Source organism: Noviherbaspirillum suwonense, from assembly GCF_900182955.1.
GTDB classification, from domain to species: Bacteria; Pseudomonadota; Gammaproteobacteria; order Burkholderiales; family Burkholderiaceae_D; genus Noviherbaspirillum_A; species Noviherbaspirillum_A suwonense.
In genome coordinates, this window is record NZ_FXUL01000002.1 from 311,499 (window position 1) to 336,412 (window position 24,914).

At 67.1% G+C, this 24,914-nt stretch carries 21 protein-coding genes; 12 read left to right on the plus strand and 9 right to left on the minus strand.

Features of this window, described 5'->3' with window-relative positions; genetic code table 11:
• The first annotated feature begins 25 nt into the window (after positions 1 to 25).
• The 5 genes from QOL82_RS04630 (at position 26) to dbpA (ending at position 7,917) form a co-directional block, all read left to right on the plus strand.
• The gene (locus QOL82_RS04630) at positions 26 to 1,255 is read left to right on the plus strand and encodes an exonuclease SbcCD subunit D C-terminal domain-containing protein (protein WP_283441075.1); all 1,230 of its coding nucleotides are present in this window, start codon (positions 26 to 28) and stop codon (positions 1,253 to 1,255) included.
• Positions 1,252 to 5,010 carry an AAA family ATPase gene (locus QOL82_RS04635; RefSeq protein ID WP_283441076.1) on the plus strand — a complete coding sequence of 1,253 codons (3,759 nt, stop codon included), beginning with the start codon at positions 1,252 to 1,254 and terminating at the stop codon, positions 5,008 to 5,010. The genes QOL82_RS04630 and QOL82_RS04635 overlap by 4 nt, the downstream gene beginning before the upstream one ends.
• Before the next feature lie 84 nt (positions 5,011 to 5,094).
• The gene (locus QOL82_RS04640; RefSeq protein ID WP_283441077.1) at positions 5,095 to 6,000 is read left to right on the plus strand and encodes a crotonase/enoyl-CoA hydratase family protein; all 906 of its coding nucleotides are present in this window, start codon (positions 5,095 to 5,097) and stop codon (positions 5,998 to 6,000) included.
• Between the two features lie 162 nt (positions 6,001 to 6,162).
• Positions 6,163 to 6,411, plus strand: a complete 249-nt coding sequence (locus QOL82_RS04645) for an AbrB/MazE/SpoVT family DNA-binding domain-containing protein (RefSeq protein WP_283441078.1) — start codon at positions 6,163 to 6,165, stop codon at positions 6,409 to 6,411.
• 99 nt (positions 6,412 to 6,510) lie between these two features.
• Positions 6,511 to 7,917, plus strand: a complete 1,407-nt coding sequence (dbpA, locus tag QOL82_RS04650; protein WP_283441079.1) for an ATP-dependent RNA helicase DbpA — start codon at positions 6,511 to 6,513, stop codon at positions 7,915 to 7,917.
• A gap of 68 nt (positions 7,918 to 7,985) precedes the next feature.
• On the opposite strand, the gene QOL82_RS04655 is transcribed toward dbpA, so the two are convergent.
• Both QOL82_RS04655 and QOL82_RS04660 read right to left on the minus strand, forming a co-directional pair.
• Positions 7,986 to 9,419 carry a M20/M25/M40 family metallo-hydrolase gene (locus QOL82_RS04655; protein WP_283441080.1) on the minus strand — a complete coding sequence of 478 codons (1,434 nt, stop codon included), beginning with the start codon at positions 9,417 to 9,419 and terminating at the stop codon, positions 7,986 to 7,988.
• An 82-nt stretch (positions 9,420 to 9,501) separates the two neighbouring features.
• Complete coding sequence (locus tag QOL82_RS04660) at positions 9,502 to 10,362, minus strand: alpha/beta hydrolase (protein ID WP_283441081.1); 861 nt, start codon at positions 10,360 to 10,362, stop codon at positions 9,502 to 9,504.
• A 221-nt stretch (positions 10,363 to 10,583) separates the two neighbouring features.
• Between QOL82_RS04660 and QOL82_RS04665 the strand changes: the two genes are divergently transcribed.
• Together QOL82_RS04665 and QOL82_RS04670 are read left to right on the plus strand one after the other, a co-directional pair.
• A complete protein-coding gene (locus QOL82_RS04665) occupies positions 10,584 to 10,985 on the plus strand; it encodes a DUF2384 domain-containing protein (protein WP_283441082.1) in 402 nt (133 codons plus the stop codon).
• The gene (locus tag QOL82_RS04670) at positions 10,982 to 11,494 is read left to right on the plus strand and encodes an RES family NAD+ phosphorylase (RefSeq protein ID WP_283441083.1); all 513 of its coding nucleotides are present in this window, start codon (positions 10,982 to 10,984) and stop codon (positions 11,492 to 11,494) included. Before QOL82_RS04665 ends, QOL82_RS04670 begins: the two co-directional genes overlap by 4 nt.
• Positions 11,495 to 11,592: 98 nt before the next feature.
• On the opposite strand, the gene QOL82_RS04675 is transcribed toward QOL82_RS04670, so the two are convergent.
• The gene (locus QOL82_RS04675; RefSeq protein WP_283441084.1) at positions 11,593 to 12,489 is read right to left on the minus strand and encodes an endonuclease; all 897 of its coding nucleotides are present in this window, start codon (positions 12,487 to 12,489) and stop codon (positions 11,593 to 11,595) included.
• 292 nt (positions 12,490 to 12,781) lie between these two features.
• Between QOL82_RS04675 and QOL82_RS04680 the strand changes: the two genes are divergently transcribed.
• The 3 genes from QOL82_RS04680 (at position 12,782) to QOL82_RS04690 (ending at position 15,596) form a co-directional block, all read left to right on the plus strand.
• Positions 12,782 to 13,324 carry an acyloxyacyl hydrolase gene (locus QOL82_RS04680; RefSeq protein WP_283441085.1) on the plus strand — a complete coding sequence of 181 codons (543 nt, stop codon included), beginning with the start codon at positions 12,782 to 12,784 and terminating at the stop codon, positions 13,322 to 13,324.
• A gap of 302 nt (positions 13,325 to 13,626) precedes the next feature.
• Positions 13,627 to 13,935 (plus strand): DUF485 domain-containing protein, encoded by a 309-nt coding sequence (locus QOL82_RS04685; RefSeq protein ID WP_283441086.1) that lies wholly within the window; start codon positions 13,627 to 13,629, stop codon positions 13,933 to 13,935.
• Between the two features lie 26 nt (positions 13,936 to 13,961).
• On the plus strand, positions 13,962 to 15,596 hold the full coding sequence (locus QOL82_RS04690) for a cation acetate symporter (protein ID WP_283441270.1): 1,635 nt from the start codon (positions 13,962 to 13,964) through the stop codon (positions 15,594 to 15,596).
• A gap of 55 nt (positions 15,597 to 15,651) precedes the next feature.
• On the opposite strand, the gene QOL82_RS04695 is transcribed toward QOL82_RS04690, so the two are convergent.
• Together QOL82_RS04695 and QOL82_RS04700 are read right to left on the minus strand one after the other, a co-directional pair.
• Positions 15,652 to 16,950 (minus strand): NCS2 family permease, encoded by a 1,299-nt coding sequence (locus tag QOL82_RS04695; protein ID WP_283441087.1) that lies wholly within the window; start codon positions 16,948 to 16,950, stop codon positions 15,652 to 15,654.
• 204 nt (positions 16,951 to 17,154) lie between these two features.
• Positions 17,155 to 17,406 (minus strand): hypothetical protein, encoded by a 252-nt coding sequence (locus QOL82_RS04700; protein WP_283441088.1) that lies wholly within the window; start codon positions 17,404 to 17,406, stop codon positions 17,155 to 17,157.
• A gap of 215 nt (positions 17,407 to 17,621) precedes the next feature.
• On the opposite strand from QOL82_RS04700, the gene QOL82_RS04705 reads away from it, so the two are divergent.
• The gene (locus QOL82_RS04705) at positions 17,622 to 17,969 is read left to right on the plus strand and encodes a hypothetical protein (protein WP_283441089.1); all 348 of its coding nucleotides are present in this window, start codon (positions 17,622 to 17,624) and stop codon (positions 17,967 to 17,969) included.
• A 44-nt stretch (positions 17,970 to 18,013) separates the two neighbouring features.
• Positions 18,014 to 18,736, plus strand: a complete 723-nt coding sequence (locus tag QOL82_RS04710; RefSeq protein WP_283441090.1) for a Crp/Fnr family transcriptional regulator — start codon at positions 18,014 to 18,016, stop codon at positions 18,734 to 18,736.
• A gap of 19 nt (positions 18,737 to 18,755) precedes the next feature.
• Here the strand turns inward: QOL82_RS04710 and QOL82_RS04715 are convergent, their stop codons facing one another.
• From QOL82_RS04715 to QOL82_RS04730, 4 genes are all read right to left on the minus strand, one after another.
• Positions 18,756 to 19,361, minus strand: coding sequence for a chalcone isomerase family protein (locus tag QOL82_RS04715; RefSeq protein WP_283441091.1), 606 nt, complete (start codon positions 19,359 to 19,361; stop codon positions 18,756 to 18,758).
• Positions 19,362 to 19,706: 345 nt separating this feature from the next.
• A complete protein-coding gene (locus QOL82_RS04720) occupies positions 19,707 to 22,127 on the minus strand; it encodes a catalase (protein WP_283441092.1) in 2,421 nt (806 codons plus the stop codon).
• Positions 22,128 to 22,352: 225 nt separating this feature from the next.
• The gene (locus tag QOL82_RS04725; RefSeq protein ID WP_283441093.1) at positions 22,353 to 24,233 is read right to left on the minus strand and encodes a sensor histidine kinase, YfiR-like protein-associated; all 1,881 of its coding nucleotides are present in this window, start codon (positions 24,231 to 24,233) and stop codon (positions 22,353 to 22,355) included.
• The gene (locus QOL82_RS04730; protein ID WP_283441094.1) at positions 24,233 to 24,877 is read right to left on the minus strand and encodes a TOL_0243 family YfiR-like periplasmic protein; all 645 of its coding nucleotides are present in this window, start codon (positions 24,875 to 24,877) and stop codon (positions 24,233 to 24,235) included. The genes QOL82_RS04725 and QOL82_RS04730 overlap by 1 nt, the downstream gene beginning before the upstream one ends.
• Positions 24,878 to 24,914 lie beyond the last annotated feature (37 nt).

The following is a 24,914-nucleotide window of genomic DNA, read 5'->3' on the forward strand; positions in this document are numbered from 1 at the left end:
CCAGCAACATCGGGAATATTCTTGAATGCGTTTTCTGCACACTTCTGACTGGCACCTCGGCCAGACACTGCACAGCTTCGAACGGGTCTACGAACACCAGTGCTTCCTCGACTGGCTGCTGCAGACGCTGGTCGACGAGCGCATCGACGCGCTGCTGATCGCCGGCGACGTCTATGACAATGCCAACCCGTCCGCGGCGTCGCAGAAGCAGCTGTACCGCTTCCTGCGCCAGGCCAAGTCGGCGGTGCGGCACCTGAACATCGTCATCATCGCCGGCAACCACGACTCGCCCGGACGGCTGGAGGCGCCCGGGCCGCTGCTGGAAGAGCATGACGTCAGCCTGGTCGGCAACGTGCTGCGCGACGCGGCCGGCGCCATCGCGCTGGAGCGGCTGGTGCTGCCGCTGAAGAACCGCGACGGCGAGATCGCCGCATGGTGCCTGGCGGTGCCCTTCCTGCGCCCGGGCGACGTGCCCCGGGTCGACAGCGCCGACCCGTATGCCGAGGGCATCGCTCTGCTGTACCGGCAGGCGCTTGCGCTGGCGCTTGAAAAGCGCAGCCCGGGCCAGGCCATCGTGGCGCTCGGCCATTGCCACATGACCGGCGGCGCCCAGTCGGCCGACTCGGAGCGGCGGGTCATCATCGGCGGCAGCGAGGCGCTGTCGGCGGCCATGTTCGGGCCGGAGGTGGCCTATGCGGCGCTCGGCCACCTGCACCTGGCGCAGGTGGTGGGCAAGCAGCCGCACCTGCGCTACAGCGGCAGCCCGCTGCCGATGTCGTTTTCCGAGATCCCTTACCGGCACCAGGTGCTGCGCTTCGACCTCGACGGCGAGCGCGCTACCGACATCACGCCGCTGCATGTGCCGCGCACGGTGGACCTGCTGCGCGTGCCGGCCACGCCGGGGCCGCTGGACGAGGTGCTGGCCGCGCTGCAGGCGCTGCCGCCGCGCAGCGGCGAACACCCGCCCTACCTCGAAGTGCGGGTCCGGCTGGATGCGCCGGAGCCGGGGCTGCGCGCCCGGGTCGAGGCGGCGCTCGAGGGCCGGCATGCGCGGCTGGCGCGCATCGACACCAGCCTGCCGCAGCGCGGCGGCGACGAGGCCGAAACACTGTCGCTGGACCAGATCGACAGCCTGCGGCCGGACGACATTTTCCGCCGCCTGTACCGGCAGAAGTTCGACCGCGACGCGCCCGACGACCAGCTCTCCGCCTTCACCGAGCTGATGACCGCCGCCGGCGTCGGGCCGGCAGCATGAAGATCCTGGCGATACGCGGCAAGAACCTGGCGTCGCTGGCCGGCGAGTTCTGCGTCGACTTCCAGCAGGAGCCGCTGGCGTCGAGCGGCCTGTTCGCGATCAGCGGGCCGACCGGCGCGGGCAAGAGCACGCTGCTCGACGCGCTGTGCGTGGCGCTGTACGACGCCACGCCGCGGCTGCTGCGCGCCGGCACCCGCGGCATCGCGCTGCCCGACGTCAGGGGCGAAGTGGTCACGCCGTACGACACCCGCAACCTGCTGCGGCGCGGCGCCGCCGAGGGCTATGCGGAAGTCGATTTCGTCGGCAACGACGGCCTTAGCCACCGCGCCCGCTGGAGCGTGCGCCGCGCCCGCTCACGCGCCGACGGCAGCCTGCAGAACACCACGATGACGCTGCTGCGCCTGCCCGAGGCGCAGCCGGTCGGCGGCACCAAGATGGAAGTGAAGGCCGAGATCGCGCGCTGCATCGGCCTGTCCTTCGAACAGTTCACGCGGGCGGTGCTGCTGGCGCAGAACGAGTTTTCCGGCTTCCTGAAAGCCGACGACAACGAACGCGGCGAATTGCTCGAAACCCTGACCGGCAACCTGGTCTACACCGAGATCTCGCGCCGCGCCTACGAGCGGGCGAAGGAAGAACTGGCGATGGTCAGGCGGCTCGAGGAGCGGCTGGCGGACCAGCGGCCGCTGCCGGCCGAAGAGCGCGCCCGCGTCGAACAGGAAGCGCGCGACGCCGGCCTGCAGCTGGCCGACGCCGACGCGCAGCTCGAACAGGCGGCGCGGCAGCTGCGCTGGCGGCAGGAGGCCGACCAGCTGGCGCAGGCCGAGCAGCAGGCGCTGTCCGATGCGGCGCACGCGGCGGGCCAGCGCACCGCGGCGAACGGCCGCGCGGCGCGGCTGGCGCGGGTGGAATCCGTGCAGCCGGCGCGGCCGCTGATGGACGAAAGCCAGCGCATCGTCATGGAAATGGCCCGCATCCGCGTCGCCATCGCGCAGCATGAACGGCAGCAGCAGCAGGCTGCCGCCGCCAGGAGCGTTGCAGAGCAGCGGCTGCAGGCGGCGACGCAGGCGATGCAGGCCGAGGAACTGGCGCAGTCGACCGCCGCGGTGCGGCTGGACCAGGCCAAGGCGCTGGACGCCCGCATTGCGCAGATGGAGCCGGGACACGAGGTGGCGCGCCGCGCCGCCGCCGAGGCCGGCCTTGCCGCGGCGGCCGCGCGCCAGCGGCAGCTGGACCGCGACGCCGAACTGCCCGCGATGCGCCGGCGGCAGGCCGCCGCCGACGACTGGCTTGCCCGGAACGGCCACCTGCGCCTGCTGTCGGAAAGCTGGCAGCGCTGGGACACGCTGTTCGGCCAGGCCAACGAACAGGCGCAGCAGCATGCGGCTGCATCTGCCGCCGCCGGCGCCGGCGCCGCGCGCCACCGGCAGGCGCAGGCAACCGAGCAGCATACAGCGGCCGCGTTGCGCCAGGCCGGCGAGGCGCATCGACACGCGCTGGCCGCGCGCGACGCAGCCGCTGCCCGGCTGCAGGAACTGGATGCGCACAATCTGCCCGACGCCAGGCGGGCCTTGCAGCACGAGCGCCAGCAGCTGGCCGACGCCGAGCGGCTGTGGACCGTGGTCCAGGGCGGCGACGCCCGCCTTGCCGCGTTGCGCGCCGAGCTGGCGCGGCTGCGGCAGGCCGCCGGCGATGCGCAGGCGCTGCTGGACGCTGCGCTGGCGCAGCAGCCGGCGCTGGATGCCGCGCTGGGCCAGGCCGAACGCGGGCTGAAACTGGCCGAGGCCGCCTCCGGCGAGAGCGTGCTGCAATTGCGCGCCCGGCTGGAGGACGATGCGCCATGCCCGGTCTGCGGCGCGACCGACCATCCGTACCGTCAGCAGGACCCGCGGCTGGACCGGATGCTGGCCGGGCTGCAGGCCGAGGTCGTCCGCTGCCGGACGGCCGCGCAGCAGGGGCTGGCGCAGCAGGCCAGCCAGCGCGCGCTGGCGTCGGCCGCCACGGCGCGGCAGCGCGAGAGCGTCGATGAACTGGCGGCGCTGGAAGCGTCGCTGGCCGACAGCCGCGCGCGCTGGCTCGCGCATCCGCTCGCCGCCGATGCGGCACGGAGCGCCGACCCCGCCGGATGGCTGTCCGGACAGCAGCAGTCCTGCGAAGCGCGGCAGCGCAGCCTCGATGCGCTGGAACGGACGCGGCAGGAAGCGGCGTCTGCGCGGGACGCCGCGCAGCGCGAAACCGACCGCTGCGCCGCGCTGCTGGCCGCCGCCGGCGAGGCAGCGACCGCCGCCCGGCTCGACGTCGCTGCCGCCGGCCAGGCGCTGGCGAACGCCGCCGAACGCCAGCGCGAGCTGGATGCGCGGCTGGCCGCCAGCCTGGCGGCCCTCGACAGCCTGCCGCTGGACGCCGGCTGGAAGGCGGCATGGCAGGCCGACCCGGCGGCGTTCCATGCACGCTGCGAGGCCGATGCGCTGGCATGGCAGTCGCAGCGCAAGGCCAGCGACGAAGGCCGCGCGCAATTGCAGACGCTGGACGTCGAGGTCCGCGGCCTGGCCGCCGCCGCCGGCACCGCGCGGCTGGAAGCCAGCCGCGCCGCCGACGCCTGGACCGCGCTCGACAATGCGCAGAAGGCGCTGGCCGCCGATCGCGCGGCACTGTTCGACGGCCGTCCGGTGGCCGCGGTGGAAGCAGAGATGGCGGCCGCGCTGCAGGCGGCGCGCGCCGCGCACCAGCAGGCGAACGACGCGGCGCAGCAGGCCGCGCTGGCGCTAAGCCGCTGCGCCGAGGCGCTGGACATGGCCCATGGCCGGCTGGCCGAGATGATGGCGACCGCGGCCGACGCCGCCGCCCGGCTCGGCGACTGGCTGCAGGACTACCGGGAGCAGCATGCCGGCGACGAGCAGGGCCGCGAGCTGGACGACATCGCGCTGCATGAACTGCTGCGCGTGGAAGCCGGCTGGATCCACGCGGAACGGGTGTCGCTGCAGGCGCTGGACACCGCGGTCGAACGCTGCCAGGCGGTGGCCCGCGAACGCCTGGCGCGGCGCGAAGCCCATGCGCTGGCGCGGCCTGCGCACTGGCCTGCGGCCGACGACGATGCGGCCGCGCTCGACAGCGCGCTGGCCGCGGCGACCACGCAGCGGCAGGCGCTGCACCAGCGCGCCACCGCATTGCAGCTGACGCTGCAGCAGGACGACGCCCGCCGCACCGGCTCGGCCGACATGCTGCGCCGGATCGGCGAGCAGGAAGCGGTGCAGCGGCGCTGGGCGCAGCTCAACGAGCTGATCGGCTCGGCCGACGGCAAGAAATTCCGCAACTATGCGCAGCAGTTCACGCTAGACGTGCTGCTCGGCTATGCGAACCGCCACCTGGGCGACCTGGCGCGCCGCTACCGGCTCGAACGGGTGCCCGACACGCTGGCGCTGATGGTGGTCGACCAGGACATGGGCGAGGAACTGCGCTCGGTGCATTCGCTGTCCGGCGGCGAGTCCTTCCTGGTGTCGCTGGCGCTGGCGCTGGGCCTGGCCTCGCTGTCGTCGAACCGGGTCAAGGTGGAGTCGCTGTTCATCGACGAGGGCTTCGGCAGCCTCGACGCGGAGACGCTGCGGGTGGCGATGGATGCGCTCGACGGCCTGCAGGCGATGGGCCGCAAGGTCGGCGTGATTTCGCACGTGCAGGAAATGACGGAACGGATTGCAACGCGCATCATGGTCAGGCGCGGCGCCGGCGGCAGCAGCGAGCTGCAGATCGCGCAGGGCTGAGCCGGAGCGTGGCGGGGTCATGCGTCATGCGTCATCATGCAGCACCGCGCGGCGATAAATTTTTCACACAAGAAGGAGACAAGCATGTCCTATGAAACCCTGCTCTACGAAGTCAGCGACTACGTGCTGACCATCACGCTGAACCGGCCCGACCGGCTCAACGCCTTCACCGGCACGATGATGAACGAACTGATCGACGCGTTCGACAAGGCCGATGCCGACGACGACGTGCGCGCCATCATCGTCACCGGCGCCGGCCGCGCATTCTGCGCCGGCGCCGACCTGTCCGAAGGCACCAAGACCTTCGACTTCGCGGCCCGCGCCGACCGTCCGGACAAGCAGGGCACGCCGCAGCGGCCCGACGGCGGCATCGACTACAGCCACGAGTCGGTGCGCGACGGCGGCGGCCGCGTGTCGCTGCGGATCTACGAATGCCTGAAGCCCGTGATCGCCGCCATCAACGGCGCCGCGGTCGGCGTCGGCGCGACCATGCTGCTGCCGATGGACATCCGCATCGCGTCGAGCGACGCCCGCTTCGGCTTCGTGTTCAACCGCCGCGGCATCACGCCGGAAGCCTGCTCCAGCTGGTTCCTGCCGCGCGCGGTGGGCATCAGCCAGGCGCTGGAATGGACCTATTCCGGCCGCGTGTTCCCGGCCCAGGAAGCGCTGGAAGGCCGCCTGGTCAAGCAGGTGGTCGCGCCCGATGCGCTGATGGACACTGCCCGCGCGCTGGCCCGCGAGATCGCCGACAATTCCGCGCCGGTGTCGGTCGCGCTGACCCGCCAGATGATGTGGCGCATGCTGGGCGCGGACCACCCGATGGAAGCGCACAAGGTCGACAGCCGCTCCATCTATGCCCGCGGCCGGATGCAGGACGTGAAGGAAGGCATCAGCTCCTTCCTCGAGAAGCGCCCGCCGGTGTTCACCGAGAAGGTATCGCAGGACATGCCGGACTTCGTGCCCTGGTGGGAGCCGCGGCCGTACAAGTAAGGCGGTTGCCGGGGGTGCATGGGTCGGCGGCGTCACGTTCCGATATCGCGGCCCGTGACGCCCGGCGACACCGGCCCGATGGAAGGTTGCCGGGCGCCAAACTTTGCTTACCATTTCTCCTTGCGGCAAGGTGAGGACACTGTCGCGACGAGAGGAAACCGCATGGCCAGCGCCAAACTCACTTCGAAGGGACGAATCACGATTCCGGCCGATGTGCGGGCGGCGCTCGCGCTCGAGGCCGGGAGCCGCGTCGAATTCATTGAAACCGGCAAGGGGCAATTTGCGCTCATCGCGGCAACCGGGGAAGTGCATTCGCTCAAGGGCATGCTGAAAGAACCGGCCGAGCCGGCCTCCATCGAGGACATGAACCAGGCCATCGCCGCAGCGCGGGCGCGGCGCTCGTGGATCTGACGCGTCGAAAACCGCCGGCATGCAGCTGATCCGCTGGCAGCCCGCGTTCCAGCCGGTCCCCGCCGGCGGCTGTTACACTGCGCATCCTCCTGACCTGCCATGACGCCGCCCGTGAACGCCACCTCGTTTTCCATCCTCCCCCTGTCCCCCGCCATGCTCGCCAACCTCGAGCAGCTTGGCTACCATGAAATGACGCCGATCCAGGCTGCCAGCCTGCCGGCGGTGCTGGCCGGCGGCGACCTGATCGCGCAGGCGCGCACCGGCAGCGGCAAGACCGCGGCCTTCGGCATCGGGCTGCTGCACAAGCTCAACCCGGCGTGGTTCGCGATACAGGGGCTGGTGCTGTGCCCGACCCGCGAGCTGGCCGACCAGGTCGCCAACGAACTGCGCCGGCTGGCGCGCTTCGCGCCCAACATCAAGGTGCTGACGCTGACCGGCGGCACGCCGATGCGGCCGCAGATCGCGTCGCTGGAGCATGGCGCGCATATCGTCGTCGGCACGCCGGGACGCCTCGCCGACCATATACAGCGCGAGACCATCGACCTGTCGAAAGTGCAGACGCTGGTGCTGGACGAGGCCGACCGCATGACCGACATGGGCTTTTACGAGGAGATGTCGGGCATCGTGTCGATGACGCCGGAGCGGCGCCAGACATTGCTGTTCTCGGCGACCTACCCGGACGACATCCGGCAGGCGACCGCGCCCTTCCTGCGCGACCCGGTCGAGGTGCGGGTCGAGTCGCGGCATGACGCCAGCGGCATCGAGCAGCGCTTCTACGAGATCGGCGGCGAGGAAGGCGCGCGGCAGGCGGCGGTGGCGCGGCTGCTTGCGCATTTCCGGCCGCAGTCGACGCTGGCCTTCTGCAACACCAAGGCGCATTGCCGCGAGCTGGCCGATGCATTGCGTGCCGAAGGCATCTCGGCGCTGGCGCTGTACGGCGAGCTGGAACAGCGCGAGCGCGACGAGATCCTGGTGCTGTTCGCCAACCGCAGCTGCTCGGTGCTGGTGGCGACCGACGTCGCCGCGCGCGGCCTCGACATCCAGCAGCTCGAAGCAGTAATCAATGCCGACGTCTCCCGCGACGCCGACGTGCATATCCACCGCATCGGCCGCAGCGGCCGCGGCCAGCGCGCCGGCCTGGCGCTGACGCTGATCGGCCCGGGCGAACGCAAATGGGTCAAGGCGATCGAACAGGACCAGGGCGCAAACGTGATCTGGGACGACCTGAAGTCGCTGGAGCCGGCCGAGGGCGGCCCCTTGCAGCCGCCGATGCGCACGCTGTGCATCCAGGGCGGCAAGAAGGAGAAGCTGCGCCCCGGCGACCTGCTGGGCGCGCTGACCGGCGACGCCGGCCTGACCAAGGAACAGGTCGGGAAAATCAACGTGTTCGAGTTCACGACCTATGTCGCGCTGGAACGCGGCATCGCGGAGCGCACTGCCCAGAAGCTGACCGCCGGCACCATCAAGGGCCGGCAGTTCCGGATGCGCTTCATCGACAACGAGTAAGGCTTACCCGACCGCCGCTCCCGACGCCCTGACGAACGACGATGCGCGGCGGCATGGACGCCGGCCGATTACTGCGCCAGCGTCTTCACCATCCGGTACATGAACTCGCGTCCATCGTACAGGCGCGTGATCGCGATGCGCTCGTCCAGCCCGTGCGCGCGCGCGTCGCTCGGCTCGCTGAACAGGCCGGAGACGCCGTACATCGGGATGCCGGCATTGCGCATGAAGCGGCTGTCGGTCGCGCCGGTGCTCATCGCGGGGATGACGGGCACGCCGGGCCACATCTCGGCGGTCAGCTTCTCGATGGTGCCGGTCACGTCGGGCCGCAGCGGCGACGCCGGGCTCTTCAGCGGCGGATTGCTGGCCACCATGTTGATGCGCTGGCTGCCCAGCACCTTGCGCAGCGTGGCGTCGACTTCGGCCGGGTCGTCATGCGGCAGGATGCGGCAGTTGACGACCGCGGTGGCCGACTGCGGCAGCGCGTTTTCCGCATGGCCGGCGCTGACCTGCGTGGCCACGCAGGTGGTGCGCAGCAGCGCGTTGTACAGCGGCGTGGCCGACAGCCGGTCCAGCGATGCCTCGGACGGCGAGCCGCCGGCAACGGCCTTCATGTCCTCGGCCTTCTGCCCGGTCTCGAACTGCGCGCTGCGCTCGAAGTAGGAACGGGTCACTTCCGACAGCTTGACCGGGAAGCGGTACTTGCCCAGGCGGTCGAGCGCGCCGGCAAGGTCGTACATCGGATTGGTCGCGGTCGGCAGCGAGCTGTGGCCGCCGACGTCGCGCACGTCCAGCTTGTACGTGGTGTACATCTTTTCCGCGACCTGGACCCGGTGCAGGATGGGCTTGCCATTGCTGAGCTGGCCGCCGCCGCCCTCGTTGATGCCGAAGTCGGCGTCGATCAGCGCGCGCTGGTTGTTGACCAGCCAGAATGCGCCGTTGCTGGGCACGTCGCCCAGTTCCTCGTCGGCGGTCAGCGCCAGGATGATGTCGCGGCTGGGCTTGTAGCCTTCGCGCTTGAGCTGCGACAGGACCGAGACGAAGGCCGCCGCCATCGCCTTGTCGTCGGACGAACCGCGTGCGGTGAAATAGCCGTCGTCTTCCTTCAGCTTGAACGGGTCGGTCTTCCAGTCCTCGCGCTTGGCTTCGACCACGTCGATATGCGCGAGCAGCAGCACCGGCTTCTTGGAGCCGTTGCCCTTGAAGCGCAGCACCAGGTTGCCCTTGCGCGGGAAGGGTTCGAACAGCTGCATGTCTTCAGCCGCGAAGCCGGCGGCCAGCAGGTGCTTCTGCAGCGCGCGGGCGGCTTCGGTGTTGTTGCCGACCGAGTTGGTGGTGTTGATCTCCACCAGCTCCTTGTAGATATCGTGGAAACGCTGCTGTTCCGGGGTCAGCGCGGGCATGGTCGGCATGGCCGGTGCGGCAGGCTGAGCGGTCTGCGCGACGCTCCAGGATGCGGCGCACAGGAATGCGGCTGCGGTGCAGGTCTTGATGGTTTGCTTCATTACTACAGTCTCCAGGCGGTTCGTGGGATGAATCGTGTCGCCGGGCCGGCAGGCCGCCGGCCCGGCGTTGCAAGCGGTTTTCTTATTTGTTGCGCACGCACTGGGCGTCGACATACTGCAGCGCCGCGGGCAGCGCGTCGCGGAAGGTCATCCACTCGTGGTCGCCGTCGATCACGCGCAGCTCGACCTGCTTGGGCTGCACCTGGTACATCCGCCAGTACAGCTGGGCAGACATCTGCGCGATGCCGAGGAAGTCATGGTCGCCCGAGACGATCCACATCGGCACCCTGGCGCTGCCCTGCTTGTAGCCGTCCAGGCGCGCCGCGTAGTTCAGCGACTTCCAGGTCTCCGGGTCGAACTTGCCGTCGCGGACGAACTGCGGCGTGCGCCGCGCCGCCGACGTTTCGGGAGGCAGCGGGTCGTAGATGGCGGGGCTGATCACCGCGGCGGCGCAGAACCGGTCCGGGTATTTCAGCGACAGGTTAAGCGCGCCGTAGCCGCCCATCGACAGGCCGCCGATGGAGCGGTTGCTGCGTTCGGTGGCGACCTTGTAGCGGCTTTCGACGTAGGGGATCAGCTCCTTCATCATCGCCGTCTCGGCCTTCTCGCTGGCGCCGTCGGTCCACCACGAGGCCGGGCCGAAGGTCGGCATCACGGCGACGGTGGCGCGCATCAGGCCGCGCTTGCTCAGGCCGTCCAGCGTCTCGACCGCGCCGCCCTTGCGCGCCCATTCGAGCTCGTCGCCGCCGGCGCCGTGCAGCAGGTAGGTTACCGGGTAGCGCGCGGTGGCTTCCTTGTAGCCGTCTGGCAGGTAGACCGTGAAGCTGATGTCACGGCCCAAGGCGGCCGACGTGTACTTGTCGATGACCAGTTCGCCGGCCTGCGCGGCAGCCGCCGCGGATGCCAGCGCGGCAGCCAGCAGCATGCGTTTTCTTGTGTTCATGTGTCCCCTTGTTCAGGTGTTGGTGTTGTTCGTATGACGCTGTTTTCTCGCACTGCTGCAGGCCCGCTGCCATGCGCGCTGGGGATGGCGCATGCGAATACTGCCTGAGCAGCGAAATCTTAACATTATTCAATATCGGATGTTCCCTGGCCGCATTTGCCGGCGGAGCGGAAAAGTGCAACAATGCTGCATATTTAGTGCATCGATTCAAGGGGTCAATGATGAGCACCGTGGCAGCCGTTCCTGTCTTCGAGCAAAATTTCGACCAGTTCCTGCATTACCTCCAGGATAGCGAAACCGGGACGACATCGTTGTCCCCGAAACGCTATGGCCAGATCCTGCGGCTGGACATGCAGACCCTCGCCACGCAGGCCCATGTCCATCGCAACACCATCAGCCGGGCGCCCGATGCGGAAAGCGTGCAGCGTTATTTGCGCGAGTCGGTACGGGTGATACGCGCAGCGGCCGATGTGACGGGCAGCGTCGAAAAGGCGATCTTCTGGTTCAAGAACAACCCGCTTGCCCCGTTCGACTACAAGACGCCCCAGGAACTCGTCTCCGAAGGCCGGGCCGGCGCGCTGATCCGCTACATCCAGTCGCTGCAGGCGGGCTTTGCCGGATGATCCTGACTGCGCTGGACGCCATTGCCTACCGCGTGCACGATCCTAAATGGGCTTATGCGCCGACCAGCGGCGCCGGCGCCGGGAAGCATGGCGGCCGCGCCAACCGGCCCGGCGTCAATGCGATCTACCTGTCGCTGGAACTGGAAACCGCGCTTGCCGAATACCGCCAGACCGACGCGCTGCTGCAGCCGGCATTAATGGTCAGCTATGAAATCAGCGTCGGGCCGGTGGTCGACTTCCGCGGCGGCTTCGCAAGCGGCTGGGACCCGCTCTGGCAGGACTTCTACTGCGACTGGCGGCGGATGGTGTTCAACGAAGGAATAGAACCGCCGTCCTGGGTGATCGGCGACCAGGTGCTTGCAGCGGGCGCGAAAGGCATCGTATTCCGCTCGGTCCTTACCGGCGGCGCCAACCTCGTGCTGTACAACGACGCGCTGGCCGCCGGCGACAGGCTCGCGGCGCACGACCCGCGGCATGCATTGCCGCGCAACCAGGATTCCTGGCACTAGAGCGCATCGATGGTTGCGACTCGCGGGTGCAATAAGCGCAGCGCATTACACCCTACGGCGTTTCAAGGCACGTTGCGAGCCGGGACGGGTGTCGCCCGTCACCCGACGAAGGTCACCAGCCCGTCCTGCACCGTGCATTGCACCAGCTCGAACGAGCCTCCCAGCAGGGGCGCGGCCAGGATCTTGTAGGTGTCGATGTCGACCAGCGGCGGCCCGCTGCGCGCGAGCCTGCGGCGGCGACCTTCGAGCGAACCCAGGTAGGCCCAGCGGTCCACCACGTGCACCTGGCGCATTCCGGCGCCGCGCTCGACAATGCCGACCGCGCCGGCGAACGGCCATACCGCTTCCTGCATGCCTGCCAGCGCGGCGCGCAGCCGGGCCGCATGTTGCTCGGCCGTCTCGGCGCCGATGCAGGCGCCGTTGCAGCGGCCGAGCTGGCGTGAAAAGCATCCGCGCTTGCAGACCATGGCTTCCAGCCCGAGCAGCGCCGGGCACAGGCCGTGCCGCCGGGCCAGCGCGCGCAGCGCTTCCTCGGCCGACGCCCGCGACCCGAACAGCCCGAACAGCTGCCGCCCCGGACGCCGCGTGCCCGAGCTGCACACCGCTGGCGCCGCGGCGCCGGCATCGAGTCCCAGCGCATAGGTGTCGCGCACCATGCGCAGCAAGGCGTTATACGGCGGCTGCATCTGCTTGATCAGCCGCGACTCCAGCAGCAGCGCGCCGATGTCGCCGGCGGTGCGCACGAAGTCGATGCGCGCGGTGTCGCGCAGCATCGCCGCTTCCTCGGGCGTGCGCAGGTGGGACAGCACGCGGCTGCGCAGGCAGACGCTCTTGCCGATGTAGACCGGCTCGCCATCGTGCCCGACGAAGAGATAAACCCCGGGCTCGCGCGGCAGCGCATCGAGGCTGGCGCGGTCGATATGGTCGGGATAGCAGTATCCGGATGCCGGATTGGGCCTGACAATGAGGCCGATGGAAGAGACTCGGGAGCGCATGGGGAAAATGGCGTGAAGGCGAGGACTATAAAACGGGAAAAGCCTTTATGCAACGGCGGGTGTTGCGCCGCGATCCCATAACATAGTCAAATGAATCACGAAAGACGCTGAATTCGATGGTGCGCGCGTCCAATCTCGAAACGATCAAGCTCGTGTCTCATTCTGCATGCAATATTAGCAACGTTGTTGATGCGTATCGTCAATAGGAGTATGCGCATCGGCTGACGAACATGACCAGTTACCAGTCGCCCCTTGACCACCGCTGTAGACAACCGCTGAAGACGGAGTATTTGTGAAACACCTGACCTTTTCCACCCTTGCCGCCAGCCTCCTGCTGGCAGCGGCGCACATCCCTGCCCATGCCGTCGACGGCGCCTCGCTGGAGTTCGGCACCGGAAATTCAACGCAGTTTGCCCGCGGCAGCCTGCAATGGAATTTCCAGCGCGCGATCTACGAATCGGACCGCATCGCGATCAAGGGTTATTGGGACCTGAGCCTTGCGCAATGGCGTGGCAACCGTTACCAGAACCGGCCGGGCGAGCACCAGAACCTGACCGAGATCGGCATCACGCCGATGTTTCGCATCCAGCAGCCGGGCAGCAAGTTTTACGGCGAGGCCGGCATCGGCGCGCACCTGCTGTCCGAACTCTATGACAACAACAACCGCAAGCTTTCGACCGCGCTGGAATTCGGCAGCCAGCTGGGCATAGGCTACAACATCAGCCCGCGCGCCGATGTCGGCCTGTCGATCCAGCATTATTCGAACGGCGGCATCAAGCACCCGAACAGCGGCGTCAACTTCGTGTCGCTGAAGGTCAGCTATTCCTTTCCCTGACCTCTGCCGAGATTCCCTGACGCGCAAGCCGCGTCCTTCCGCAGCTGAAAGCCCGGCCTGACCGGCCGGGCCGGCAACACCCCCGACACCCTTCCTCGCTCCCCGCTTCCACGCCATCCGGCCACGCCTGCCGAAAAACGCCATTCCGAATTTTTTGCGGCAAATCAAATACATTTGACCTGCCGACCTTTAGCTTCCATCCATGGAACGCCGTTAAACGCGACCAGCCGCACGCTTGCTGCATCGTGCGCAGCATGCATGCGCTGTCGATGCGTCACCGCCATATACCGGGGGAAGAAACCATGGAAGACAAGCTGGTCCAACGCATCAAGGCCGATCCCGACTATCACACGCTGGTCTCTCGACGGTCCACCTATGGCTGGGTCCTGTCGGTCATCATGCTGGTGGTCTACTACGGCTACATCCTGCTGATCGCCTTCAACCGCGACCTGCTGGCCACACGCATCGGCAATGGCGTGATGACCTGGGGCATACCGATAGGACTGGCCGTCATCGTCTTCACGGTCCTCATCACCGGCATCTACGTGCGTCGCGCCAATGGCGAGTTCGACGAGCTGACAGCACGCATCCGCGAAAAGGCCCTGCGGTGAAGCGCCTCCTCGCAGCAGGCGCGGCCATGGCGATGGCCGGCGCAGGAAGCGCCGCGTGGGCGGCCGGCGACTCGCTGGGCCAGACCGTCAAGCAGGCCACCAACTGGACCGCGATCCTGATGTTCGGGGCCTTCGTGATCTTCACGCTGTTCATCACCAAGTGGGCAGCCGCCAAGACCAAGTCGGCATCCGACTTCTACACGGCCGGCGGCGGCATCACCGGCTTCCAGAACGGCATGGCGATCGCCGGCGACTACATGTCGGCCGCCTCCTTCCTCGGCATTTCGGCAGCGGTCTACCTGAACGGCTACGATGGCCTGATCTATTCGATCGGCTTCCTGGTCGGCTGGCCGGTGCTGACCTTCCTGATGGCGGAGCGGCTGCGCAACCTCGGGCGCTTCACCTTCGCCGACGTCGCGGCCTACCGCTTCGCGCAGCAGCCGATCCGCATCTTCGCTGCTTCCGGCACGCTGGTCGTGGTCGCGTTCTACCTGATCGCGCAGATGGTCGGCGCCGGGCAGCTGATCAAGCTGCTGTTCGGGCTGGAGTACTGGATGGCGGTGATCATCGTCGGCACGCTGATGATGATCTACGTGCTGTTCGGCGGCATGACGGCGACCACCTGGGTGCAGATCATCAAGGCCATCATGCTGCTGGGCGGGGCGAGCTTCATGTCCTTCATGGTGCTGCTCAAGTTTAACTTCAGCCCGGAAGCGCTGTTCGCCAAGGCGGTCGAGGTGCATGCGAAGAAGGACGCGATCATGGCGCCCGGCGGCTTCATCAAGGACCCGATCTCGGCCATCTCCTTCGGCATGGCGCTGATGTTCGGCACCGCCGGCCTGCCGCATATCCTGATGCGCTTCTTCACCGTGCCGAGCGCCAAGGAAGCGCGCAAGTCGGTGCTGTGGGCGACGACCTGGATCGCCTACTTCTACCTGCTCACCTTCATCATCGGCTTCGGCGCGATCGTGCTGGTCAGCACCAACCCGCAGTTCACGGAGTCGCCCGGCAAGCTGTTCGGCGGCGACAACATGGCGGCGGTGCACCTGGCAAGCGCCGTCGGCGGCAATGTCTTCCTCGGCTTCATCTCGGCGGTCGCATTCGCAACCATCCTGGCGGTGGTGGCGGGCCTGACGCTGTCGGGCGCGTCGGCGGTGTCGCACGACCTATATTCGGTGGTGATCCGCAAGGGCACCGCGACCAGCCTCGAGGAGCTGAAGGTGTCGCGCATCACCACGGTGGCGCTGGGCATCATCGCGGTGATCCTCGGCATCGTGTTCGAGCGGCAGAACATCGCCTTCATGGTGTCGCTGGCCTTTGCGGTCGCCGCGTCGGCGACCTTCCCGGTGCTGTTCATGTCGGTGCTGTGGCCCAACTGCACGACGCGCGGCGCAACCGTCGGCGGCTTCCTCGGCCTGCTGACCGCGGTGGTGCTGACAGTGCTGTCGAAGTCGGTCTGGGTCGACGTGTTCCACAATGCCAGCGCGATCTTCCCGTACACGTCGCCGGCCCTGTTCTCGATGACCGCCGGCTTCGTCGGCATCTGGCTGTTTTCCATCACCGACAACAGCGCGCGGGCGCAGCTGGACCGCGAAGGCTACGAAGCGATGAAGGTGCGCTCGGAGACAGGCATCGGCGCATCGGGCGCGTCGGGCCATTGAAGCTGCGCCGGCAAGGGTGAGACAGGCTGCCGGCATCGCACCCTGCGCCGCCGCCTCAGCTGCCGAGGTAGATCAGCTTGAACAGGAACACCGCGGCGATGATCCATACGATCAGCTTCACTTCCCGCGCCCTGCCCGTCAGCAGCTTCAGCGCCGCATAGGTGATGAAGCCGAAGGCGACGCCCTCGGCGATCGAGAACGTGAACGGCATGGTCAGCGCGGTGACGGCGGCCGGCACGCTCTCGGTCGAGTCGGTCCAGTCCACATGCACCAGGTCCTGCAGCATCAGGCAGGCGACATACAGCAGCGCAGGCGCGGTCGCATACGCCGGCACGACGCCGGCCAGCGGCGAGAAGAACAGGCACAGCAGGAACAGCACGGCGACGGCGATCGCAGTCAGGCCGGTGCGGCCGCCGGCCTGCACGCCGGCGGCGCTCTCGACATAGGCGGTGGTGCTGGACGTGCCGAGGAAGGAGCCGGCGACGATGGCGGTGCTGTCGGCCAGCAGCGCCCGGTTCAGCCTTTCCATCTTTCCGTTCTTGAGCAAGCCGGCGCGGTTGGCCACGCCCATCAGCGTGCCGGTCGCGTCGAACAGTTCGACCAGGAAGAACACCAGCACCACGTTCAGGATGCCGATCGACAGGATGCCCATGATGTCGAGCTTGAACAGCGTCGGCGTGATGGACGGCGGCATGGAGACGACGCCGCCGAACTTGTTGCCGGCGAAGACGAAGCTCAGCAGCGTCACCGCCAGGATGCCGATCAGGATCGCGCCGCGCACGCGCAGCCGGTCGAGCGCCACGATCATCAGGAAGCCGACCACGGCCAGCACGACCGGCGCCTTGTGCAGGTCGCCCAGGCCCACCAGGGTTGCCGGGTTCGCGACCACGATGCCGGCGCTCTTCAGCGAGATCAGCCCGAGGAACAGGCCGATGCCGACCGTGATCGCGGTGCGCATCGACGGCGGTATGCCGTTGACGATCATTTCCCGCAGCCGGAACACGCTGACCAGGATGAACAGGCAACCCGAGATGAAGACCGCGCCCAGCGCCGCTTCCCAGGGTATCTTCATGCCCAGCACCACGGTATAGGCGAAGTAGGCATTGAGTCCCATGCCCGGCGCCAGCGCCATCGGGTAGTTGGCGTACAGGCCCATGATCAGCGTGCCGATCGCGGCGGCCAGGCAGGTGGCGACGAACACCGCGTCCTTCGGCATGCCGGCGTCGCCGAGGATGGCCGGGTTGACGAAGATGATGTAGGCCATCGTCAGGAAGGTCGTCAGGCCCGCAAGCAGCTCGGTGCGCACGTCCGTCCCGTTTTCCCGGAGTTTGAAATATTTTTCGAGCAATGACACGGCTGTCTCCTGATCTGATTGTCATGAGCCGGAACCCGCGGGTGCCGGCGTGGAATTGGGCACGACGATATCGCACCCCGCACGCCGGCATAGTTGATCCAATGAATATACGGTATTCGCTGCGCGTGATAACGGGTATCACGGCGAATGATGGTTGGCGGGAAAATACGCCTGGGAAAACCGCGAACGTGCGCGGCGGCGACCCTAGTGGCCCAGCGCCTGCGCCAGCTTGATGTTCAGCACGAAGTTCTCCAGCGTCAGCTTGGCGATCGCCGACACGAACACGTACTCCCGGTCGCTTTCGCTCATCGGCCGGATCTGCGCCTCGTAATGCTGCACGACCGACAGCGCGATCAGCCGCGTCGCATCCTCTTCGCTGATGTTGAGCATGCCCCAGTCTATCGGGTCGGCAATGTCGATTTCCCTGATAAGTGCTTCCACCGTCTTCAAGTCCATTGCGGTCCTTTCCATGGTTGCCGGTCCATCCGGATTGCCCGATTCCGTCAAAGCATAGTGTGTGCCATTCTTCCGGCCGCCGAAATGTTGACGCGTGTTTAGATTGAAAACATGAAGCGCGCAGGTTTCAGGCGGGATCGCGGAATCTAAGCCCAGTCATTGCAGTCATAACTTTGCAGTCATCAATTTAACAGTCAACAACAAGGGAAACGATAATGGACCAGGAAAAGAAAACGCCCATGCCCGACGACAAGTCGACCATCTCCAGCACCGGCGGCGAAAAGAGCGTGCGCGAAAGCGGCACCCGGCCGTTCACGGTGGACCTGTCCAATTCGAATGACAAGGACCAGACGCCGAAGCAGCCGAATGACCGCGACGAGTCGGTCGGCGGCACCCAGTCCGGCAATGGCGGACCGCGCGAAGTGATCAAGCAGGCCTACGACGACGTGACCCAGGGCCAGGTGGACACCGACCTGCGGGAACAGCGCGGCGTCGAGGAAACCGTCGACACCGAGTTCAAGCCGGCGGAGAGCATGCCGGAGAAGAAGCAGGGGCGGACCTGAGCGTCCATTTTCTGTAAGACATCGACCCATGTGAGGAATTTGCCATGAATGTCCCCTTGCATGCCGCTGACTGCAGCAACCTGCTGCTGTCCCAGCTACCCGAGGAAGAATACCGCCAGCTCAAGCCGTTCCTGGAATGGATGCCCTGCCCGCTGAAATCCTCGTTCTATCAACGCGGCCAGACGATCGATTTCGTTTACTTTCCGCTGAGCGGCGAGCACTCGGTACTGGCCATCATGGAAAACGGTTCGGCAATCGAGGTCGGGACCGTCGGCTATGAAGGCTTCTCCACGATCGAGGCGCTGACCGGCAACAGCATCGCGCTCGAAAATGTCACCTGCCAGATTCCGGGCGAAGCGCTGCGGATGCCGATCGGTCCCTTCCTCGAAGCCATGGAGGGCAAGACCGCGCTGCGCGACATGGTCTACCGCTACCTGTATTTCTACCTGGCGCAGGTAAGCCAGTCGGTTGCCTGCAACCGGCTGCATACGACCGAGGAGCGCTTCGCCAAGTGGCTGCTGATGTGCCACGACCGCGTGACCGGCGACGAGATCGCGATCACCCAGGAGTTCCTGGCCGACATGCTGGGCGTCCACCGGCCCAGCGTCAGCCTGATCGCGCGCGGCTTCCAGCAACTGGAGCTGATACGGTACAGCCGCGGCCTGGTCCATATTGTCGACCGCGCCGGGCTGGAGGAAGCGAGCTGCGAATGCTATGCGACGATGCGCAAGCGCTTCGTCCAGGTGCTGGGAAAACCCAGGCACTGACATGCGCACGGCATGATGTTCAGGATGCGCTGTCGGCGTCGCCGAGCAGCGCATTCTTCAGCTTGCTGTCCGCCGGCTTGTCGCCCAGCCATATCTTCAGCAGCATCGTGTAAAAGGCCGGCTCGCCGATCGGCTCGGCCGCCTGCCGTCCATTGATCTGGATGACCGTGCCCTGCCCCGGAATGAGATCGAGCGTGATGGTGTCGCCCTTCTTCAGTTCCGGCACGGTGGCGAACAGCTTGCCGAACTTGGCAAGCGGCTCTGCCATGCGCGCCTGCTCGGCCTTGTCGTTGTTCTGCTGTATGCCGGCGATGAAGGCCTGGCCGAACTCGTCCGCATTGACAGTGCGCTGCATGACCAGCCGCATGCGCTTGGCGCCCGGCGCCGCATACACCTCGGCCGGCGTCTTCTTCTTTTCATTCAGGTACAAGCCCGCCGCATAGACCGGGAAGATCAGCTTGTAGCGGGTGCCGGCGCCGTTGAGCTTCAAATCCTGGCTGCCGGCCCGGACCACCTCTTCGTAGGGAAAGCCGCCGACCGTCACCGCCGCCGCCACAGGGCCGGCGCAACTCAAGGCCAGCGCCATCGACAGCAGCAGCTTCGTAGCAGGTTGGATGCGGGCCATGGTGATCTCCTGGAAAAAGAAGCCGCCAGAATAGTCACTGGCACACCGGAATGCAATCCCAACGGCGCGCCGGACATAAAAAACCCCACGCCGTTTTCGGAGCGGGGTCGAGCGACCGGTACGAGCGCAACCGGTAAGAAGACGCGCCGCCAAGTCGTAAGGGTGCAATAAGCGCAGCGCATTACGCCATTGACCGATCAATCACCGTCGCCTGTGCGCAAGCAATGGTGTAATGCGCTTGCGCTTATTACACCCTGTGGTGTGGCGCGCTGGACGTAAAAAAACCCCGCGCCGTTGCCGGTGCGGGGTTTCGTTCGACCGCCTTCGACAGGCGGTGACGGTTGCTTAGACCTTCGGCGCGTTGGCGTCGCGCTTGGCCTGCCTGAAGCCGGCAAGCGCCGTCTTGAAGCTGGCGAATGCGGCGTCTGCGCCGGCGCTGTCAGCCATCAGCAGCGCATCGTCGACGCTGCCGTCAGGCAGCGCGGACGGAATGCCGGCCTGTTTCAGCAGCGCGGAAGAACCGCCCAGCATCAGCATCGGCTTGCCATGGCGATACTGGTCGCGCAGGAAGTCCATCACGTCCGGGTCGTTCATCCAGGTGCTGACGGCGGCGTCGCCGGACGAGACGATGACGGCGTCGTACAGCACTGCCGGCATTGCCTCGACCGAGACCTCGACATTCAGCGGGTCGCCGTCGACAGGCGTCACCTGGCCGAGCAGCGGGCCGACCAGGCGCGGTACCGCGCCTTCGGTCAGCAGCTTGGTGTAGAGACCGCGGATAGCCTCGGACTCGACACCGTTGGCGACCAGGATCGCGACACGGCGCGTCTTGATGCTGCCGTCGCCCGGGAAGTTCATCAGCGACAGCGCCGGCGATGGCTCATAGCTCGGCAGCGGCTGCAGTGCGAGCACCGGAGCGGCTTCCGGCAGCGGCATGCCGAGGCCGCCGGCGACGCCCTGGGCCAGTTCGTCGGCCACGTTCATCAGCAGCGAGACGACGCGTTCGCGCACCGCCAGGGTCTGCACCCGCGACAGTTCGAAACGGAAGGCCTTGACGATGTGCTGCTTTTCCGGCGTGGTCTGGCTCTGCCAGAACAGGCGCGCCTGCGAGTAGTGATCGGCGAACAGTTCCGCCTTGCCGCGCACCTTGTCTTCGACGATATGCTCGGGGAAGGTGGTGAAGCCCCGGCGATAGCCTGCCTGGGCCGGCGAGCCGCCTGCCAGCGAGTTGGGCTCGTAGGCAACGCGGCCGCGATGGATCGCCTGGCGATGATGGCCGTCGCGCTGGTTGTTGTAGACCGGGGCAACCGGCGAGTTGATCGGGATCTCGTGGAAGTTCACGCCGCCGAGGCGGGTGATCTGCGTGTCGAGATAGGAATGGATACGGCCCTGCAGCAGCGGGTCGTTGCTGAAGTCGATGCCGGGCACGACGTGGGCGACGCAAAATGCCACCTGCTCGGTCTCGGCAAAGAAGTTGTCCGGGTTACGGTTCAGCACCATCTTGCCGACCGGGGTCAGCGGCACCAGTTCTTCCGGGATCAGCTTGGTCGAATCGAGGATGTCGAAGCCGAAGCCGGCTGCCTGTTCTTCGGTGAAGATCTGCAGCGCCAGTTCCCATTCCGGGAATGCGCCAGCCTCGATCGATTCCCACAGGTCGCGGCGATGGAAGTCGGGGTCAGCGCCGGAAATCTTGACGGCCTCGTCCCAGACCAGCGAGTGCGTGCCTGCGACCGGCGTCCAGTGGAACTTGACGAACACCGACTCGCCTTCCGCATTGACCATGCGGTAGCTGTGCACGCCGAAGCCCTGCATCATCCGGTAGCTGCGGGGGATGGCGCGGTCGGACATGGTCCACAGCATCATGTGCACCGACTCCGGCGACAGCGATGCGAAGTCCCAGAACGTGTCATGCGCGCTGGCGGCTTGCGGGATGCCGTTGTTCGGCTCCGGCTTGACCGCGTGGACCAGGTCGGGGAACTTCATCGCATCCTGGATGAAGAAGACCGGGATGTTGTTGCCCACCAGGTCCCAGTTGCCTTCGTCGGTATAGAACTTGACTGCGAAGCCGCGGACGTCGCGGGCCGTGTCGGTCGAACCGCGTTCGCCGGCAACGGTGGAGAAACGCACGAACACAGGAGTCTGCTTGCCGGCCGCGGCGAATGGCGCGGCGCGGGTCACCTTGGACAGGTCCTGGTAAGCCTCGAAGTAGCCATGCGCAGCCGAACCGCGTGCATGCACGACGCGCTCGGGGATGCGCTCATGGTCGAAATGGGTGATCTTCTCGCGCAGGATGAAGTCTTCCAGCGCGGTGGGTCCGCGCAGGCCGACCTTCAGCGAGTGCTGGTTGTCGGCGATCTGCACGCCCTGGTTGGTCGTCAGCGTCTGGCCGGTCGCATCGCTGCGCACGCGGTCCAGCGGGTCGGCGACCGGGCTGGCGGCGACGGGCGCTACGCCCTTGCCTACCTTGGCCGATGCGATGTTTTCCGAGGTGGTGCTCGCGCCGACCAGCGGGCTTGGCGGCTCAACGGTCGCGCCTGGCTGCGGCGTGCGCGCCGGCTCGCCATACTCGCCGCCCTTGGTCGGGTTCTGCGGCATGCCGGCCGCGGTGGCCTGGCCGGCTGTCATTTTTTCCAGCAGCCGTTGCTTCTGCGTTTCCTTGCTCTGCAGCGTGGAAGGCGCGCTGCCGGTGGAAGGAGCGGACACGGTGCTCAGGATCGATCCTGCGCCTTCATCGCCGCCATCATTCTTGTTTTTCTTTGTAGCCATATTATTGCCTCATAGGGACGTGCCTCGCGAGCAATGCGCCAGGTGCGTCTGCACTGGCATGCGTCGGGGCAAAAATGGGTTGAGGAGGAAGGAGTCGTGATACAGGCGGCGCTAGCGGCCAAGTACTGCTTCTGCATCGATACGAAGCCTACCAGCCCGGCCGTTATCCTCTGATAGGCGTCTTTCCCATAGCCCTGTAGGAAGGCCGGAAAAGTTTGATCACGATCAAGCGGCGCGCCACTCGCGCGCCAGCACCTCGCGGATTTTCGCCGGCTCGACGGGCTTCACAAGGTGATGGTCGAAGCCGGCCTCCTGCGCGAGCTGCCGGTCGCGCTCCTGGCCCCACCCGGTGACGGCCACCAGCACGGTGTCGCCGGTGGCGGGATTGGCCCGCAGCGCGCGCGCCAGCGCATAGCCGTTCAGGCCCGGCAGGCCGATGTCGAGGAAGGCGAAGTCCGGCTGGAACGACGGCGCCGCTTCCAGCGCCCGCAGGCCGTCCTCGGCCACCAGCAGCTCGTGGCCGAGGCTGCGCAGCAGCGTCGCCAGGCTGCTGGAAAAGTCGACATTGTCGTCGGCCAGCAATATGCGGAAGCGCCGCCCGGTCGTCTCGTCCGGCTTGGCTGCGCTGGCCGGCGGCGCCGCGGTTTGCGACAGCGGCAGCGTCGCGATAAAGGTGCTGCCCTGGTCCGGGCCATCGCTTTCGGCTTCGAGCCTGCCGTCATGCAACTCGACCAGCCGGCGCGCCAGCGTCAGTCCGACGCCCAGCCCGGCATTGGAACGCTCCAGCGAGTAATCGACCTGGGTGAACATGTCGAACACGCGCCCGAGCATCGCCGGCGTCAGCCCGATGCCATTGTCGATGACCCGCACCGCGACGCTGGCGCCCGCCACCCTGGCGTCGAGGCGGATGGCGCCGCCGGCGTTGGTGTATTTTGCCGCATTGTTGAGCAGGTTGGAAAACACCTGCGAGAGCCGGGTCGCATCCGCTTCCAGCCATACCGGCTCGGCCGGCAGGTCCAGCTGCAGCGTATGGCCGCGGCTCTTGATGAAGGGTTCCGCCAGTTCGACCGCGCTGCGTATCACCTGCTGCAGCTGGACCGGCGTGCGCCGCACCATCAGCTTGCCGGTGGTGATGCGCGAGACGTCGAGCAGGTCGTCGACCAGGCGCACCATCTGCCGCAGCTGGCGCTCCATCACTTCGCGCGAGCGCTCCGCCATCGCCGGGTTGGCGCCGGCCATGCGCAGGATTTCCAGGCCGTTCATCAACGGCGCCAGCGGGTTGCGCAGCTCGTGCGCGAGCGTGGCCAGGAACTCGTCCTTGCGGCGGTCGGCGACCCGCAGCGCCTGTTCGGCGCTGCGCCGTTCCGCGGTCTCGTGTTCGAGGATGCGGTTGGACTCCTCCAGCGCGGCCGCCCGCTGGCCGACCTCGTTGAGCATGTCGTTGAACGCATCGACCAGCACGCCGATTTCGTCGCTGGTGGTCTTCTTGACACGCAGCGAGAAGTCGCGCCGCTGCATGACTTCCCGCGCCACCTCGGTCACGGCCAGGATGGGCCGGGTAAACGCAGCCTGCAGCCACAGCGAGATCAGCCCTGCCAGCGCCAGGCTGCCGGCCATCACCGTGCCCAGGATCAGCGCATAGTTGCGCAGCCTGTCCATCAGTTCGTAGCGGGCGCGCAGGTACACCGTCAGCACCAGCTCGCGGTTGGCGACCATCTGCTGGTAGACCACGATGTGCTCGCCGTCGATCCGGTAGCCCGCCGGCTCCGCCGCCGGCGGCACCGGTCCGCGCTCGCCCTCGCGCGCATAGGATGCGAACAGCTTGCCGTTGGGGCCGTAGATCGCGGCCTCGACGATGGCCGGGCGCGACTTCAGCAGCGCCAGGTTCTCGGTCGCGGCGCGCGGGTCGTTGAAGGTCAGCGCCGGCGCGCTGGAGCGGGCGATCAGGTCGGCCTGGGTGCGCAGGTCGTCCAGCCAGGCCGACTGGTAGGTGCGGATGTCATAGGCCAGCATGGCCAGCGCCGACAGCAGCAGGCCGGTGAAGGTGGTCGACAGCACCACCAGCATGAGCTTGCGGCTGATCGACTTGCCGAAGAACTGCAGCATCAGTTGGGGCCCGGCTGGACGATGGCGACCGACATCAGCCTGGAGCTGAGCTTGAAGTCGCCGCGTTCGGCGGCCGCCTGCGACACGTCGAAGCGCAGCCTGCCGTCGCTGTGGCGGAAATTGATCACGCCGGCCAGCGTGTCGGCGCTTGCGTCGTCGGTTACCGTGACGGTCCAGCGCTGCGGCACCTGCCGGATCAGCGCCTGCACCTGCTGCGGCTCGCCCGGGCCGATGTAGAGCAGGTGGATGTCCTCCAGGCTGTCGCCCGGCTGCAGCCGCCGGATGGTGACGGTGCGGTTGCTGATCTTCCGGCCCATCGTCGTCAGCAGCAGCTCGGCGGCGACGTCGTCGGCATTGAGCACGCCGATCACCAGCGGCGAGTCGGTCAGCGGCAAGGTGCGCGACGGCCATTCGATATAGCCGAGAAAGCTGTACAGGTAGGCGGCGCGGGCGCCGGCGTCTTCCTGCTTCTGCTCGTTGGGGGCGGCGACCGCGCCGGTCAGCGCGGTGATCAAGGCGAACAGGGACAGCAGCGCGAGGACGGGCGCGAGCATGCGCGCCGGCAGCGGCGGCAAGGCCCAGCGCCGGCGTGCTGTGGAAGGCGAATTCGGGGTCGGGATGGGTATCGGGCAGCAGGCGCGCATCAGTACTTTCCTAGTCGGCGGTTGCGGCGTCCTGTCA